General features: G+C 57.6%; 15 protein-coding genes and 7 tRNA genes. 10 read left to right on the top strand and 12 right to left on the bottom strand.

What is annotated here, in order from left to right; translation table 11 throughout:
• Position 1: 1 nt before the first annotated feature.
• The gene (locus CARG_RS05430; protein WP_020976397.1) at positions 2-1,660 is read right to left on the bottom strand and encodes an RNA polymerase sigma factor; all 1,659 of its coding nucleotides are present in this window, start codon (positions 1,658-1,660) and stop codon (positions 2-4) included.
• Positions 1,661-1,937: 277 nt separating this feature from the next.
• The gene (ppgK, locus tag CARG_RS05425) at positions 1,938-2,747 is read right to left on the bottom strand and encodes a polyphosphate--glucose phosphotransferase (RefSeq protein ID WP_020976396.1); all 810 of its coding nucleotides are present in this window, start codon (positions 2,745-2,747) and stop codon (positions 1,938-1,940) included.
• 158 nt (positions 2,748-2,905) lie between these two features.
• On the opposite strand from ppgK, the gene CARG_RS05420 reads away from it, so the two are divergent.
• Positions 2,906-3,199, top strand: a complete 294-nt coding sequence (locus tag CARG_RS05420) for a DUF4193 domain-containing protein (RefSeq protein WP_020976395.1) — start codon at positions 2,906-2,908, stop codon at positions 3,197-3,199.
• 91 nt (positions 3,200-3,290) lie between these two features.
• Here the strand turns inward: CARG_RS05420 and CARG_RS05415 are convergent, their stop codons facing one another.
• On the bottom strand, positions 3,291-3,800 hold the full coding sequence (locus tag CARG_RS05415; protein ID WP_020976394.1) for a DUF3093 domain-containing protein: 510 nt from the start codon (positions 3,798-3,800) through the stop codon (positions 3,291-3,293).
• Between the two features lie 49 nt (positions 3,801-3,849).
• Here CARG_RS05415 and dut point away from each other — a divergent pair, with 49 nt between their 5' ends.
• From dut to dxs, 4 genes are all read left to right on the top strand, one after another.
• Positions 3,850-4,299, top strand: coding sequence for a dUTP diphosphatase (gene dut, locus CARG_RS05410; protein ID WP_234871045.1), 450 nt, complete (start codon positions 3,850-3,852; stop codon positions 4,297-4,299).
• Between the two features lie 94 nt (positions 4,300-4,393).
• Complete coding sequence (locus tag CARG_RS05405; protein ID WP_020976392.1) at positions 4,394-5,236, top strand: DUF3710 domain-containing protein; 843 nt, start codon at positions 4,394-4,396, stop codon at positions 5,234-5,236.
• Between the two features lies 1 nt (position 5,237).
• Positions 5,238-6,518 carry a class I SAM-dependent RNA methyltransferase gene (locus CARG_RS05400; RefSeq protein ID WP_020976391.1) on the top strand — a complete coding sequence of 427 codons (1,281 nt, stop codon included), beginning with the start codon at positions 5,238-5,240 and terminating at the stop codon, positions 6,516-6,518.
• 200 nt (positions 6,519-6,718) lie between these two features.
• Entirely contained in the window at positions 6,719-8,638 is a 1,920-nt protein-coding gene (gene dxs / locus CARG_RS05395) for a 1-deoxy-D-xylulose-5-phosphate synthase (RefSeq protein ID WP_041747517.1), read from the top strand.
• A gap of 16 nt (positions 8,639-8,654) precedes the next feature.
• On the opposite strand, the gene CARG_RS05390 is transcribed toward dxs, so the two are convergent.
• Positions 8,655-9,302 carry a DUF3000 domain-containing protein gene (locus CARG_RS05390; RefSeq protein ID WP_020976389.1) on the bottom strand — a complete coding sequence of 216 codons (648 nt, stop codon included), beginning with the start codon at positions 9,300-9,302 and terminating at the stop codon, positions 8,655-8,657.
• Between the two features lie 214 nt (positions 9,303-9,516).
• Here CARG_RS05390 and hemQ point away from each other — a divergent pair, with 214 nt between their 5' ends.
• Complete coding sequence (hemQ, locus tag CARG_RS05385; RefSeq protein WP_020976387.1) at positions 9,517-10,233, top strand: hydrogen peroxide-dependent heme synthase; 717 nt, start codon at positions 9,517-9,519, stop codon at positions 10,231-10,233.
• A gap of 67 nt (positions 10,234-10,300) precedes the next feature.
• Here the strand turns inward: hemQ and msrB are convergent, their stop codons facing one another.
• From msrB to CARG_RS05345, 8 genes are all read right to left on the bottom strand, one after another.
• Positions 10,301-10,729, bottom strand: coding sequence for a peptide-methionine (R)-S-oxide reductase MsrB (gene msrB, locus CARG_RS05380; protein WP_052331903.1), 429 nt, complete (start codon positions 10,727-10,729; stop codon positions 10,301-10,303).
• Positions 10,695-12,014, bottom strand: a complete 1,320-nt coding sequence (locus CARG_RS05375) for a glycosyltransferase family 87 protein (protein WP_169733207.1) — start codon at positions 12,012-12,014, stop codon at positions 10,695-10,697. Before CARG_RS05375 ends, msrB begins: the two co-directional genes overlap by 35 nt.
• Before the next feature lie 109 nt (positions 12,015-12,123).
• Positions 12,124-12,199: transfer RNA gene (locus CARG_RS05370), tRNA-Gly, on the bottom strand.
• 34 nt (positions 12,200-12,233) lie between these two features.
• Positions 12,234-12,308 (bottom strand) — tRNA-Val (locus CARG_RS05365).
• A 26-nt stretch (positions 12,309-12,334) separates the two neighbouring features.
• Positions 12,335-12,405 (bottom strand) — tRNA-Cys (locus CARG_RS05360).
• Between the two features lie 50 nt (positions 12,406-12,455).
• Positions 12,456-12,528, bottom strand: a tRNA-Gly gene (locus CARG_RS05355).
• Positions 12,529-12,562: 34 nt separating this feature from the next.
• Positions 12,563-12,637: transfer RNA gene (locus CARG_RS05350), tRNA-Val, on the bottom strand.
• Between the two features lie 28 nt (positions 12,638-12,665).
• Positions 12,666-12,738: transfer RNA gene (locus CARG_RS05345), tRNA-Gly, on the bottom strand.
• 359 nt (positions 12,739-13,097) lie between these two features.
• On the opposite strand from CARG_RS05345, the gene CARG_RS05340 reads away from it, so the two are divergent.
• The 4 genes from CARG_RS05340 (at position 13,098) to CARG_RS05325 (ending at position 15,928) form a co-directional block, all read left to right on the top strand.
• Positions 13,098-13,172, top strand: a tRNA-Val gene (locus CARG_RS05340).
• 178 nt (positions 13,173-13,350) lie between these two features.
• Entirely contained in the window at positions 13,351-13,980 is a 630-nt protein-coding gene (locus CARG_RS05335) for a copper resistance CopC family protein (protein ID WP_020976384.1), read from the top strand.
• Positions 13,981-14,010: 30 nt separating this feature from the next.
• Positions 14,011-14,637, top strand: a complete 627-nt coding sequence (locus CARG_RS05330; protein WP_020976383.1) for a copper chaperone PCu(A)C — start codon at positions 14,011-14,013, stop codon at positions 14,635-14,637.
• Positions 14,638-14,728: 91 nt separating this feature from the next.
• Positions 14,729-15,928, top strand: coding sequence for a Dyp-type peroxidase (locus tag CARG_RS05325; RefSeq protein WP_020976382.1), 1,200 nt, complete (start codon positions 14,729-14,731; stop codon positions 15,926-15,928).
• Positions 15,929-16,128: the final 200 nt, after the last annotated feature.

The raw sequence follows: 16,128 nt of genomic DNA, 5'->3' as shown, positions 1-16,128 counted from the left end.
ATTACTCCAAGTAATCGCGAAGCACCTGGCTGCGGGACGGGTGGCGCAGCTTCGACATAGTCTTCGATTCGATCTGGCGAATACGTTCGCGGGTGACGCCGTACACCTGGCCGATTTCGTCTAAAGTACGCGGCATACCGTCGGTGAGGCCGAAACGCAGCCGGACGACGCCGGCTTCGCGTTCCGACAATGTCTTGAGGACATCTTGGAGCTGATCCTGCAGGAGGGTGAAGGACACAGCATCCACTGCAACGACCGCCTCAGAGTCTTCGATGAAGTCTCCGAGCTGGCTATCGCCCTCGTCGCCAATGGTCTGGTCGAGAGAGATGGGCTCGCGTGCATATTGCTGGATTTCAAGGACCTTGTCCTCGGTAATGTCCATCTCTTTAGCGAGCTCCAGTGGTGTGGGCTCGCGGCCAAGATCCTGTAGAAGTTCGCGCTGGATACGGCCAAGCTTGTTAATAACCTCGACCATATGCACCGGGATACGGATGGTACGCGCCTGATCGGCCATGGCTCGAGTGATGGCCTGCCGAATCCACCAGGTGGCGTAGGTAGAGAACTTGTAGCCCTTGGTGTAGTCGAACTTTTCAACAGCGCGGATCAAGCCAAGGTTGCCCTCCTGGATCAAATCGAGGAAGGCCATACCACGGCCTGTGTAGCGCTTGGCGAGGCTCACAACGAGGCGCAAGTTCGCCTCCAAGAGGTGATTTTTCGCCTTGCGGCCGTCCCGGGCGATTGCCCGGAGGTCGCGCTTCATGGCGGGGGAGAGGCGTTCCTTAGTAGGCGTCTCGGGATCCTCCATCAGCTCCATGCGGTAGGTGGCGTATAGGCCGGCCTCGATGCGCTTAGCAAGCGATACCTCTTGCTCCGCATCCAGCAGCGCGACTTTGCCGATCTGCTTGAGGTACGCCCTGACGCTGTCGGCGCTGGCAGTAAGCTCGGCATCTTTTCTAGCCTGCCGTAGGGCAGCAGATTCGTCCTCGTCCCAGACAGAAGAACCGTCGTCCTCTTCGTCATCGGAGTCGTCGGTGTCTTCGTTGTCATCGTCGGCGGGCAGATCGGTATACTCGTCGTCAGAATCATCCTCGATGGGCGCATCGAGATCATCATCAAGAGTGTCGTCCTGCAGATCCGGGTCTAGAACGTCGTTGTCGACGTCGTCACCATCTGCTCCGTCGACGAGGCCTTTAGCCTTGCGCACAACGGCAGTCGCGTTGGTGTCCTCAGCGGCAGCGGACTTCGCAGTGGTCTTTTTTGCAGCCTTCTTGGCAGTCTTTTTGGTTGCTTTGGTGCCGGTGCCGGACGTTGTTTTCTTGGTGGCCTTCTTGGCGGTCTTCTTTGCCGGAGCGTCCGTGGCGGCACCGCCATTGGAAGCAGGTGCGTCGGTGACGTCCGCTGCCTCTATGGACGAGTTAGCCGGTTGGTTGGCCTTCTTGGCGGTTTTCTTCACAGCCTTCTTGGGGGCTGCGGTTGTGGCTTTCTTGGCGGTCTTTTTAGCTGCCTTTTTAGCGACCGTCTTCTTTGCAGCCTTCTTGACAGCCTTTTTGGCTGTCTTCTTAGCTACGGTCCGAGATGCGGAAGCTGACCCGGCGGCGGTGTCCGCATCGTCGGTTGTGTGTTGAGCAGTTGCTTTCTTGGAAGCTTCAGTGGCTGCCACTTAAGCCCTTTCACGTGGAACGGTCAGTAATGCGTGTTACCCGGGTGGGAACACGCCATCGTAAAACCTGCGGGAGGCCTTCGGGGGCGCAGAGCGTGGCTTCATCGGATCTCCGTAGAAGGAGGTCCCGGCGGTGCTGAGTTGTCCGCACGGAGCTCACCCTAAAGGTAAAAACAGTGCATGGCAGCTATTTTTGGCAACGCTGCGTCCCTCGAAAGTCAACCGGGGTTAACAATCGGCCCCCCAGTATATAGGAAAGCCCAGCGACGGGCAGGATTTAGGGCCGGATTCCGCGATTTACTGCCATCGCCGCCCCAACTATTCCGGCTCTATTGCGTAACCGTGCGGGCACAACCTGGGTGTCTACTTCCAGCAGCGGACCCCACTTGTCAAACTTGCGGGAAACGCCGCCACCCAGGATGAATAGGTCCGGCCAGAACAAACGCTCGTACTCGCTCAGTACGTGGCTAAGGCGCTTAGCCCACTTTTTGTAGCTCAGTTCTTCCCGTTGTCTTACTGATGACGCCGCGTAGGCTTCCGCTTCCACTAGGGTAATCTTTCCGGAACGGCGAGGGCGTTGAATCATTAAATGGCCGAGTTCTGTATTGGGAACCAGGGTGCCATCGGTTAACAGGGCGCTGCCGATACCCGTCCCGAGGGTGGCGAGGATGACGACACCCTGCTGAGCACGAGGGTCGCCGAATGCTACTTCAGCGAGCCCCGCGGCGTCAGCGTCATTAAGCACTGCGCATTCGCGGCCGCCGACGGCTGTGGAGAAAACGTCGGAGAGATCGCAGTCTATCCATTCCGGATCGATGTTTGCCGCTGTAAGGGCTTGTTGGTTTCTCACTACGCTGGGCACGGTGATGCCAACGGGCCCCGCCCAGTGAGCCTGGTTGATGATTGTGGCCACGGTATCGGCGACGGCGGTGGGTGTCGCCGGTTGTGGAGTGGCTACTTTTATTCGCTCTCCAATAAATTCCCCCGTGCGTAGGTCAACCCTGGCCCCTTTGATTCCTGAACCTCCGATGTCAATTCCGAAACCGACGTGGGCTTCGTCTGAACGCTCCAAATTGCTGCTGTGCATATGTCGAGTATAGTTCCGCGTTGCCAGCTCTGTAACCTGGGCAGATAATGCGGGGGCGACACGCGGAACGCCCTCAATATGACATTTGAAGCGTGCATCACTTGATATGCCCCCGATACAGCAATTCGACCCCCGTTTCTGAAGGAACCGAAACACCCATGGCTACCGATTATGACGCGCCCCGCCGTCGCGCCGAAGATGACCTCGAGACAGACTCCCTCGAAGGGCTGAAGGCCGCAGAGTCCTCCAAGTTCAATATGGATGACGACGGTGAGATCGTCGAGTCTTTCGATCTTCCCCATGTCGACCTCAGCGGCGAAGAGCTCAACGTCACTGTCGTGCCGCGCCGAGAAGACGAATTCACCTGCAGCAGCTGCTTTATCGTGCAACGCCGTAACCGGATCAGCCACACTGAGGACGATGGTTCGATCATCTGCCTGGACTGCGCTTAAACACCCTTGTATTTGTGACGCCGTGTCGGGTCCAGGTTTCACGCTGGAACAGCGTTGCGGCGTCAGGACGCGGCTGGTAGGGCCGCGGAATTTAGTGCTTGTCGAATGCAGCGATGAGAGCTTGCGGATCGACGGTGCTTAACAGCCAGTAGGGGGTTGGGTCTTCGGGGTCATCAAGAACAAACATTGCCATTTCGGGCACCCAGCCGTGGGAGACAACATAGGCTGCTGGGTCGAGCTGGCGTCCCATTGCATTGCGGCGCGCGGTCGAGGGTACCGCGAGTGTCGATGAGACAGCAGTGTGGGGTAGCTGGGCGTTACCGGCTATCAGCCACCGTGTTCCATCAGGGTCTTGTTCCACGCGAACCCTGGTGGACGAAAGCGACAGCAGTACCCACATCGCGACGCCGCTGAGGATCACGGCCGGCGCGTAGAGCCATACGATGCTGCGGTTGTGTGCCAGTTGGGCAGTTGTTAGCGCCACGATCAGCGCAGCGAGGATCCACCAGTACCAGGGGACCCACTGCCGTTCTTCATACAAAACGGTAGCGTTGGCCGGGTTGCCGTCTGGGCTATTGTGCCCTGTGCTCTCGAAGCTCACAAAGCACCACTTTAACGCGCTTTGGGGCGCGTTGGGTATTCTCGGTGCGGTGAGCGATATTGGTCCCATTAACGTAGTCCGCCTGCATCCTGACGCGACGCTTCCGCAGCGCGCCCACCATGACGATGCGGGGGTTGATCTTACAGCTGTCGAATCCGTCACCATTGAACCAGGTCAGCGTGTCCTGGTTGCTACTGGATTGGCGTTTGAATTGCCGCTTGGCACCGTGGGGCTGATCCATCCTCGATCTGGGCTGGCGCTTCGGCAGGGCCTCAGTATCGTCAATACGCCGGGCACCGTTGACGCTGGTTTCAGGGGTGAGGTGAAGGTGTGCTTGATTAACTTGGATCCCGACACCCCGATTAGCATCAACAAAGGTGAGCGTATCGCGCAGCTACTGGTGCAAAAGGTTGAACTGTGTGACTTCCGTTTTGTCGATTCTTTCGCCGATGGCAGTACGTCTCGTGGTGCCGCTGGATACGGTTCGACTGGGGTCTAGCTAAGCGTCCGTCCACTGCTTGTATTCGGTGGAAAAGGACGACTGCTTGTTGGCGCCGCCGGCAGGCAACGCAATTTTTAAGAGGAGAGCTTTGATGGGTTTGTGGCCTTTTTCTAAAAAGGATGACGTCGCGGACAATGATGTTCGCGGGGCGGTTGACGCAGCAGGGCAGGAGGATGCTCAGGACGCTGATCGTAGCGCTGCCGACAACGTGATCGCCGGCCCCGATCCTGTTCACGATGCGATCAATGGTGCGCGTGGCCCCTTCGATGGTGATACCGTCACCCCCGAAGAGTTCGATTTTACTGACTTCGCCGATGGCATTCTGGACCTTGGTTCGGTGCAATTGGCAATGCCTCGGGGCTGTGAAGTACAGGTGGAAATGGGGGAGAGCGGCCCGGTCGCGTTGCACGTTACTACCCCGTATGGGCGTCTGACCCCGGTGGCATTCTCCGCTCCAAAGTCTCCCGGCCAATGGCGCGAGGCTGCAGAAGACATCGTCGCGGACATGGCGAACAATGGCCTGGATGCGCGGATGGAAGCAGGCCCTTGGGGTCGCGAGCCCCGCGGCATCGTCAACGACACGACCTTCCGGATGATTGGCGTTGACGGACCGCGCTGGATGCTTCGTGTCTCCTGCGTCGGTCCTTCCGGCTTGGCCGATCAGCTGCGTGAGTTAGCGCATAACGTTGTGGCGCGAAGCTTCGTCGTGCGTGGTGAAGAACCTATGGCTCCCGGCATTTCGCTTCCAGTGGTTCTGCCGGACAACCTGGCCAAGCAGGTGCGCTACGCAATGGAAAACAGGGAAGAAATCGCGGCGAACATCCGGCGTGAGCAAGCTGAACGTCTGGCCCAAAAAAACGAACAGGCAGCTCAGGTAACCAGCGAGGATTCCGCGCTTGATCAGATGCGCGCTCCCGAAAACAACGAGTCTTAACGTGGGGAAGAAGCCGAACGAGCAGGTCGGCGACACCTTCTCGCTTTCAGTTCAGCGCCCGGCCCACCAGGGCAAAGGGGTGGGCTTTGCCCCCTCCGGTGTGGTGGTGTTAGTGGCGGGTGGTGTGGTCGGCGACACCCTCCAGGTAGAGGTCACTCGCGTGGCCAAGCGCCACCTGGAGGCGCGGATTCTAAAGGTTGATATCCCAAGCCCGCACCGCACAGAACCTCGGTGCACGGCTGCGGCCCACGGTGCGGGATGCTGCGATTTTTCCCATCTCGATCCCGACTATGAGCTCGAGGTAAAAAGAACAATTCTTCGTTCGCACCTTGAGCGGATGGGGAAGCTAGAGACCATCGCGCCCATAGACATCGTCGAGCTTGATCGTGAGCACTGGCGCTGTCGATTCCGCCTTGGGATTGATAGCAGTGGTCGCCTTGGGCAACGTGCCCCTCGATCGCATGAGGTCATCACCGAGCAATGCCTGCAGTTCCCGGAGGTGCTCAGCGCGGAGGTCGCGCGTTGGCAGCGTGCACCCCAGCCACACCATGCAGGAAAAGAACTATTGTGTGCTGTTGACGACCAAGGCAACCTGCATACCGAACTTATCGAGCCCCGGCGGCGCCCCCCGCGGAGTCATCAACCGCAACGTGCCAAACGTGCTGCCTCCTCGCGGGTTAACAACCGTCGGCCGAGCAGTACACAGCACTACGTCGTGGGTGGCCACACCTTCGATGTCACCATTGACGGATTCTGGCAAGCGCACCGCGACGCCGCCGCTACCTATCACGAAATCATCCGGCAGTGGCTTGAAACCATCAACAATGACGCCGCGGAAAGCTCACAGCTGTGCGCGTGGGACCTCTACGGCGGGGTAGGGCTGTTTATTCCCGTGCTGCAACAATGCGGCTATGGGCAGATTTACTCTGTGGAGTCGGCGCCAGTGATTGATAGCTTTAACCAGCCGAACGTTGAGTTCATCACCAGTACTGTCGAGCGATGGGTGTCCTGCGAACAAGCGCTCACGGCGCGGCCGCAACTAGTTGTAGCGGACCCACCACGCTCCGGTGCGGGTGCCTCCGTTATCAAGGGAATTGCCAAACATCAGCCGGAGGTAGTCATCCACATCGGCTGCGACCCGGTAGCTTTTTCCAGAGACATCGGGCTGTGGTCCACGCAGGGCTACGTTCCAACGCAGATCACCATGGTGAACGCCTTCCCTGGAACTCACCACTTCGAGACGCTGGCTTTGCTGCGGCCGCGCCAAAACACCCATAATTAAACAGGTGAGGCTTAATAGAGGTCAGCATTAGCAAGCGCTAGGATTAATGCCCTAGTGCACAAAACACACGCGCCTACCGGGTGGAACCACCCAGCGGGCACAGCAGAAGCACGCATGTCCGCCGGATTCGAGGAAAGGTCGAGTGTTTGAATAAGCCCACGGAGACCCCGAACGACGGCCAGCAGCGCCAGCAGACACCCCTGATCAACTCTATTTCTGGGCCGCAGGACCTTAAGGACCTGTCGACCCAGCAACTAGAGCAATTGGCTGCTGAAATCCGCAGTTTCCTCGTGGACAAGGTGTCCGCCACTGGTGGGCACCTGGGCCCAAACCTTGGTGTGGTTGAGCTCAGCATTGCGCTCCACACCGTGTTTGACTCACCCCGTGACCCCATCATCTTCGACACCAGCCACCAGTCCTACGTGCACAAGATCCTGACGGGTCGAGCCCAGCAATTTAACACGCTGCGCCAAAAAGGCGGGCTGTCTGGCTACACCAGCCGAAGCGAAAGCGAACACGACTGGACGGAATCGTCACACGCTTCCGCGTCGTTGTCTTACGCCGAGGGGCTGTCGAAAGCCTTCGCTCTTCAAGGGGAGAAAGACCGTTGCGTGGTGGCAGTGGTTGGCGATGGCGCACTCACCGGAGGGATGTGCTGGGAGGCACTGAACAATATTGCGGCGGATAGGCAGCGTAACCTGGTGATTGTCGTCAACGACAATGGTAGAAGCTATTCGCCGACTATCGGTGGCTTCGCCGAGAACCTCGCCGATCTGCGCATGCAACCCTTCTACGACAAGGTGATGGAGCAGGGTAAATCCACCTTGAATTCCATGGGTTGGGTGGGGCGTCGTACGTTCGACCTCATGCACGCTTTTAAAGAAGGCGTGAAGCACACAGTGCTGCCTGGATCGATGTTCCCTGAACTGGGGATGAAGTACGTCGGTCCTGTGGACGGTCATAATCTCAAGCAGTTGGAACACGCGTTCCGCTACGCCAAGGACTACAACGGTCCGCTGATTGTGCACGTGGTGACAGAAAAAGGTCGCGGCTACGCGCCGGCTGAAAATAATGCCGCTGACCTGATGCATTCCACCGGCGTTATCGATCCCGTGACTGGTGCGCCGATCAAGGCCTCGCAGCCCGGCTGGACAAGTGTTTTTTCCCAGCACCTCCTCGAGCTTGGCGAGCAGCGCCAGGATATTGTCGCTATTACTGCAGCTATGGCCGGACCTACAGGACTTGCTGCCTTTGGTGAGCGCTTCCCGGAGCGCTTCGTCGATGTTGGTATCGCCGAGCAGCATGCGCTGACGTCCGCTGCGGGTATGGCCCTGGGCGGCCTTCACCCGGTGGTCGCCTTGTATTCGACCTTCCTTAACCGAGCCTTTGACCAGTTGTTGATGGACGTGGCGCTGCTCAGTTTGCCCGTGACCGTGGTGCTTGACCGCTCAGGTGTCACCGGGTCTGACGGCGCTAGCCACAACGGCGTATGGGATTTGTCGATGGCTGGGATTGTCCCGGGCATTCGTGTTGCAGCTCCGCGCGATGCTGACGAGTTAGTCGCACAGCTGGACGAGGCGGTTTCCATTGAGGACGGCCCTACTATTGTCCGTTTCCCCAAGGGATCCTTGCCGCAGCAGCTACCGGCTGTTGAGCGTTTGTCTGATGGCGTCGACATTCTCTATTACAGCGCTGATTCCGATGAGGACAGCAGTGTCTCAACTGAAGCGGGCAGTGATCGCGCGGTGGACGTGCTGATTGTCAGCGTCGGGCCCATGGCGGCGGAAGCACTAGAGGCAGCTCAGCAGCTTGAGGCTGAAGGATTTGTGGTGACCGTAGTGGATCCCCGTTGGGTATTGCCTGTACAGCCCTCACTGGTGGCGCTGGCTGCGGGGCATGACGTCGTGGTGGTCATTGAAGACGGTGTTGTGCGTGGGGGAGTGGGCTCTGCGATTGACACCGCGCTGTCGGGCAGTGATGTAGATGTTCCGGTGCGTCATGTCGCGGTACCGCAGCAGTTCCTCGAGCACGCGTCACGTGCTGAAATTTTGGAGGAATTTTCCATCAACGCGCAAGGCATCATCCAGTCCGTTTACGACTGGGCTGAGGAAAAACAGTAGACCAGGCTACTTGGCCTTAAGCGTGAGAAGACCCGTTGCCGAGGGTAGCGACACCCTCGGGCGGAAGTCCGGCGACATTGGCGAGTACAGCTGCAAACGCCTCAACATGGGGCCCAAGGTTTTCATCAGCAGCGGTCCACGATGCGCGCAATTCGATCTGGTATGCCTTTGGCGGCCCTCCGATGTCACCAAAGCGTGAAGACGCAGTAGCAGTAACTGTTCCGCCGAGATTGTTGTACCCGGCGTCATGAGTATCGAGGCCTTCGCTGAGCCACTCCCATGCAACCTCAGGCAAGAGCGGATCCCCAGCCACCGAGGCGTCCATATCTGCCTGAATGTACGCCACCAACCGAAGGTCGCCATCCCACGTTTCCTCCCCCTGCGGGTCGTGGAGCAAAATAAGCCGGCCAAACGCATCCCCATCGGTGTGGGTAGGGATCATAGATGAAGAAGCATCGAGCTCGGGGTGCTCGATTTCCAATCCGACAGCATGGCTGAAGGGAGCCAGGCGCTGTGGTGGTCGAATAGTGCCCAAGGTGATTTCCGTGCGCAATGACACGCTGTGCATGGACTCGACAGCGTCAGCGAAGAGCTTGGGCAGCCCGTCAGCGGAGCCGGAGCCGGAAGCGCTAGCGGCGGCGGATGATGTGCGAAGTTCACTCACAAGATTTTAAGCTAGCGCCTGGCCCCCCTCGGGGCTGTCAGGCGCGCCGACACCTACGCGCCGCACTGGCTACGGGGCGCTTAGGGTACCCGAAGATGCACGCCGCGGCAATCAAACTTAAGATTGATGGCAGTTGCCAACCTTTTATTTTTGGTTTAGAGGTCGAGGCAGCCGTCGAGTTTCAACACCATATGCTCCGAGAGGAACACACACCATGACGTCTAGCAGCCACAAACGTATCGACTACGCAACACTCAACCAGGTGCAGCGCTACACCCAATGGGCCGTCTTCCGTGTCCGCCCCGGCGAACTAGGAGATACACGCCAAGAAGCAATCGAAGAGGCGCGCTCCTTCTTCCAGCAGCTCCAGGACCGAGGCCTCGTTGTCACCCGCGGCATCTACGATGTCTCCGGCATACGCGAAGGTGCCGACTACATGATCTGGTGGCACGCTGAAGAAATTCGGGACATTCAACAAGCCTTCAACGACTTCCGCCGAAACACCACCCTCGGTCGTTGCTCCGACAACGTCTGGTTAGCGAGCGCGCTGCACCGCCCAGCAGAATTCAACAAATCACACATACCGAGCTTCATCATGGGGGAGGAGCCAGGCGACTGGATTACCGTCTACCCCTTCGTCCGCTCTTACGATTGGTACCTGCTCGACGACACTGACCGACGCAGGATCCTCGCTGAGCACGGTCGCTCTGGCCGTGATTTCCCGGACGTGCGGACAAACACCGTTCCGTCCTTCGCACTCGGAGACTACGAATGGATTCTCGCCTTCGAAGGGCCAGAGCTACACCGAATGGTAGACCTCATGCACCGCATGCGCTATACCGAGGCGCGGCTTCACGTACGAGAAGAAACCCCCTTCTACAGTGGCCGTCGAGTAGACGACATTGAAGAAATTATCAACGTCTTACCCTGACACCAACTCATTAAACACAGCAAATAGCCGCCCCGACTGCTGCAGGGGCGGCTATTTGCTGTGTTATCTAGCTGTCAGAAAAACGCAAAGCGACAGAATTGATACAAAAGCGCTGATCGGTGGGGGTATTAAACCCCTCGCCATCAAACAAATGGCCCAGATGACCGCCGCAGCCGGCACACAAAACTTCCGTGCGACGGCGCCCTAAAGAATCATCCGGCCGCAAAACCACCGCATCACTATCCTGCGGGGCATAAAACGCAGGCCAACCACAACCCGAGTGGAACTTCGTCTCCGAGCGGAATAGTTCCAACCCGCAGCCAGCGCAGTGATAAACCCCCACGGCGTCATCACCCAAAAACTCGTTCGTGCCTGGAGGCTCAGTCGCAGCCTGACGCAACACCGCAAACTCCGCAGCGCCCAAAAACTCCCGCCACTGAGCCTCCGACATGTCCCTAAAATTAGGCCGCCGTGGATGCTGATCGTCGTTCGTCATACCACCACGATAGCGCGATCACCGCGCAGGCAAGCAAAAAGGCAGCCCATCCAACCGTCGGCAACAAGGCGGTCAACCACTCGCCTTGGCTAGGGAAACGCGAAGGGACAAACTCATCAGTCGTGTAGAAGCAGTACGCAGCCGCCCAGACCACAGGATTACGAACGACCGACATAGTCCGCAACGCAGTGAAAAACACAGGGAACAAAAGCATCGAATAATACATCTGCCCCAACGAAGACAAGAAGAAGACCCCACACAGCAAGATAGCGCTGGTAGTAGTAGCCCACGTAAAAGGATCCACATAACGAATCCTCGCCACAAAAATGATCGCAACCACAACAACTACGGCAAATACTACAAACCAGACCTTCTGCTGCCACTCAGGCATGCCAAAATACACAGCCATTCCAGGCAAAGAACTGTTTGCATAGTCGCGAACCAACGACAGATAAGGCATGGTCCGAAAAATATAATCGGAAGCGCCGGGAACAAAAGGCCACGCCACCACATTAAGCAACGCTGGAACTGCAATCGCTCCAGCCACAGCACGCCACTGAAGCTTCAACAAAGGAAGGAAAATTAGTGGCAAAAACAGGGGCTTGACCAGAATCGCCAAACCCAACACAACCCCGGCCAGCAGAACACGCTCATGAAGCAATAGATACAAAAACAGGCTTAAAGCCAAAAGCAAGAGCCCATTGATGTTAGAAAAAATGAGCGTGTTGCGGACAGACTCAGTTAAAAATGCTGCAGCTATCACGCCAGGGAAGACAGGCCCCCGGAGGCTCGCGCCGGCCAGTCGCGTCAGCAAGGCCAAAGCCACAACAATGACCAGCGCGTTGACGACGATGAACACTACGCGTGCAAGACCTATGTGGGTTGTCAGCGCGAGAGGCGACAGTAAGAGTGTGGCGCCAGGATTGTAAAGATAATGCGGGTCGACGAAGGAATAATTTTCGTTATAGATCTCGACGCCTTCGTGAAAACGCCGCAGGGCGTAGTACACCGTAGAGAAATCATCGGTGAGATCACCGTTGACACCGAGGATAAACACGCGATGAACAAACAGTGCTAGAGCAACAGGCCACAGTGCTGCCAATGCGAGGGTACGGAGAGCCTGCTGATCCGGAGTGTGCACGGAACGTTCAGCCCGTGTGTCTTGTTGCGTGCTGTGCGAACGGCGGGCGGGGTGCGTGGGGCCGGCCACCCAGGTGGTCGTTACAAGCCGTTGAAGCTTACTGCTGGGTGCAAGGCGGCTGTGGTCCGTCGTGGAAGTGTTCACGAAGGCTAACTGTAGTGATCGGGAGGGATTCGATGGGGCAGGCGCACGGGAGGGTGGGGGAGGCGTTGAGCTGGATATGAAAAAACCCGCCCCGAGGGGCAGGTTTGAGTGGAGCGGATGACGAGACTCGAACTCGCGACCCTCACCTTGGCAAGGTGATGCGCTACCAACTGCGCTACATCCGCACGAACTTTTATTTAAAGAGTCTGTTCGTGACTCTGGTGCGCGATACTGGGATTGAACCAGTGACCTCTTCCGTGTCAGGGAAGCGCTCTCCCGCTGAGCTAAACGCGCTAGAAAACCAGTAAACCGGTTTTGCGAGGTGGAAACGGGAATCGAACCCGTGTGCACGGTTTTGCAGACCGTTGCCTCACCACTCGGCCATTCCACCGTGGCGTTGCCGCCTCGGGTAAGTCGCGGCCTTAGCCACTTGACTACCAGAGCGGATGACGAGACTCGAACTCGCGACCCTCACCTTGGCAAGGTGATGCGCTACCAACTGCGCTACATCCGCACGAACTTTTATTTAAAGAGTCTGTTCGTGACTCTGGTGCGCGATACTGGGATTGAACCAGTGACCTCTTCCGTGTCAGGGAAGCGCTCTCCCGCTGAGCTAAACGCGCTCACTAGACATACATGGCGTATATCCAGAGCGGATGACGAGACTCGAACTCGCGACCCTCACCTTGGCAAGGTGATGCGCTACCAACTGCGCTACATCCGCATGCACTATTAAACAAAACATTCGCAGCAGCGTAGCTGCGCTTCAGTAGTTGCTCACTTTGTGCGCTAAGAAACATTAACCGTCAAGGGTGCAAAAAGCAAAATCTGCGACAAGGGTGCGTTGTTACCGGCGAAAACGGGCGCTAATTTAGTGCCCAAACTACTGGCCTAAACTCTGGCGCAAGCGCTTCTGTTATCGCTCTCCGAGCGGCGCCAGCTGTGCCAGATGCCAGTCGAGCGCGGATGCTTCGAGTCGATGGGGGCTAAAGCTCGATGGTGGTTTTTCAATTTGCATGTCGGCGTGTTAGATTCTCTTACGGCTTAAGGCACTGCGCGGTGCGTGCATGTTTTAAAAGCTTCGGTCCTATGGCTCAGTGGAAGAGCGTTCCGTTCACACCGGAAAGGTCGCTGGTTCGATCCCAGCTAGGACCACCAGTCTAGAGGGCGCCAATCGGCGCCCTTTTTCATTCTTTCGACGCTATATCTGGGTTGTCCGGTGCGCGGCTCGGTAGTGATTACTCCGATTGCGGGAACTAAACCGACCGTTGATCCGACTACTGTTGGTGTGTGCAAGTAGGGCACACACCCGCACATTCACAGAAAAGGGCCTCAGATGTTGATGCGCAGTACCTCGCCGCGGCTTGGGCTTCGGCAGTCGTTACAGGGCTCGAGTAGATCCGCCGGCACCTCGCGTCGTAGGTCGCTGCAGATTCTCTGGAGCGTTATCACCTTCGTCGCTATTGTTTTCGGTGCTCTGCCGCAGGCTCAGGCGCATGACGCTGTCGTCGCATCGACGCCCGCAGATGGGGCTGTTGTTGCGAGCTTTCCACGAGAGTTTGAACTCGAGTTCTCTGGCATCCCCCAGCAGAGCTTCAACACGGTTGCTGTGAGTGACGCTCAGTCTGGGGAAGTGTTGTTCACTGTCGAACCGACCCTCGATCAGCAGTTCGTGCGTTTCGAAACCCCAGCTGATGTGCAGCCTGAAGCAGGGGAGTACATCATCGGTTTCCAGATTACGTCCTCGGATGGCCACGCCACTCGTGGCAAATTACGGTTTACCGTGTCTGGCTCTGATGCTGCGGTTTCATCCTCTTCCGGCAGTCAACAGCAAACTGCATCTTCGCCGGATCAAGCCGATGCAGGCAACAATAGCGGCGTACCCCTACCATTGATCATCATCGTTGCGATCGCGCTGGGCGCCACTGCTGTTGCAGCGATTGCCATCCGTGCCAAGAAACGATAAATAACCAACGTCCAACCAAGGAGAAAACTTATGAAAACCACCCGCACAATCGCAGCACTAGCAACCATTGCGCTGCTCGGCCTGAGTGCGTGTTCCAACAGCGAGACCGCCAGCGACACCAAGGTTGACACCGCTACTTCTGTTGAGAGCACCTCGCCCAGCGCGGAGTCCTCCAGTGAGGCTAAGGACGAGCACAAGCACTCCCATGCTCCCGTCACGATGACTGATGGTTACGTTAAAGCCAAGGGGGCAGACAAAAAGATGACGGCTATCTTCGGAACGCTCGTCAATGAAAGCGACACGCCCCAGCACGTCACCGGTTTCAGCACCAACCTTGGGGATTACTCTTACGAGATTCACGAAGTAGTCGACGGCAAAATGCAGCAAAAGGCTGACGGCATCGTGATCCCCGCCAATGGCACCTACGTACTCGAGCCAGGTCATGATCACCTGATGATCATGGGTATCTCTGAAGAAGTTCCTGCTGGTTCTAACGTCGACCTCACCCTCAACTTCGAGGATGGATCCCACGCTCACATCGACAACCTTCCGGTGCGCACCCTCGGAGCTGGTGAGGAAAGCTACGGCGACCAAGCAGGCCACGAAGGTCATGAGGGACACGGCGACCACGCAGAGCACGCCGGTCACAACCACTAGTCGTCGCGCTACACTTAGCGGATGACCGGCACGAGCCAGCCGTAACCCCAATGGGCGGCTGGCATCTGCCAAAGGAGATGAGACTACTGCCATGGGCGTATCACGCAGGGCTTTTCTAAAGGGCGGTTTCGCCCTCGGCGCAGCTAGTGCAGCGGGCGCCGCATTGTCCGCTTGTGACAACCAGCCTGAGCACACCACAGGCGATGGAGCGCAGGAAAAAGCACAGTTAGTCGGCTTTGATGGGCCCCATCAGGCAGGCATCTCCACCGAGGCGCAAACGACATTGAATCTGGTCGGTTTTAATGTCCTTGCTCAAACCGACCCCACGTCGATTCGCAACCTGCTACGCCTGTGGACCGAAGACGCGCGCGCACTATGTAGCGGACGCAACCCGGTGGGCTCCTTGGAGCCGGAACTCAGTGAAAACCCAGCTAATATGACTATTACCTGTGGTTTCGGTCCGCGGCTATTCGAAATTCTCGGTCGCGACATTCCAGAGATCCTCAGCCCTATTCCCTCGTTTAGCAAAGATCAGTTGGACCCAGCGTGGGGACAGACCGATCTTGCACTGCAAATCTGTGGGGATGATGCTGTGACGGTCGCGCACGCCACCCGGCACATGATTCGCTCCGCTGTGGAATATGTCGCAGTCGAGTGGATTCAACAAGGCTTTAATGAGCCTGCCGAACGGGGCACCCCCCGGAATCTTTTCGGCCTAAAAGATGGCACGGTGAACCCCCGTGATCAGCGGGACTACGACGACGTCGTATGGATTGGTCAAGGACCACAGTGGCAGCGGGGTGGGACCGTCATGGTTGTTAGGCGTATTGCGATGAACCTCGACACGTGGGAGCAGCTTGACCGAACTAGCCGCGAGACAGCCTTTGGTCGAGCGTTAGATACGGGTGCGCCGTTGTCTGGCACGGAAGAATTCGACGCCCCGGATTTCCGAGCTACCGATGGTACGGGATTGCCGGTAATAGACCCTATGAGCCACATGGCTCGCGCCACCATTCCACGCGGGAAACCCGAGCAGCAAATTCGGAGGCGTGCCTACAATTACGACCTGCCACCGACGAGCCAGACGTTAGCGGGAGGACAAACCTCTAATTCCGGGCTCGTGTTCATCTGCTTTCAAAAAGATCACCGAAAGCAATTCAGCCCGATCCAGCAGCGCCTAGATGAAGGCGACCGGATTAATCAGTGGATTACTCACATTGGTTCCGCTTTATATTTCTGCCCACCAGGCACGCAGCAGGGGAAATACTGGGGGCAGGAATTGCTGGGCTAGCGCAGACTGGCCACCAAGGCGCGGTTGGATGTAGCTAGCGGTGTGCGACGCGCTAGGATATGGGGGACTATCGTCGCGTGTTCCGGCCAGGTATGCCGGGCACGCCTGAATTTATAGAAGGAGCACACCCAACGTGTGTATCACTGACAGCTCGAGTGCCCATTTGTCCCCCTTCACTGTTCCAGCAGGTACCGCCATCG

Source organism: Corynebacterium argentoratense DSM 44202 (genome assembly GCF_000590555.1).
Lineage (GTDB): Bacteria > Actinomycetota > Actinomycetes > Mycobacteriales > Mycobacteriaceae > Corynebacterium > Corynebacterium argentoratense.
Note: the sequence above shows the minus strand (reverse complement) of the source record. Positions and strands in the feature narration are given on the sequence as shown.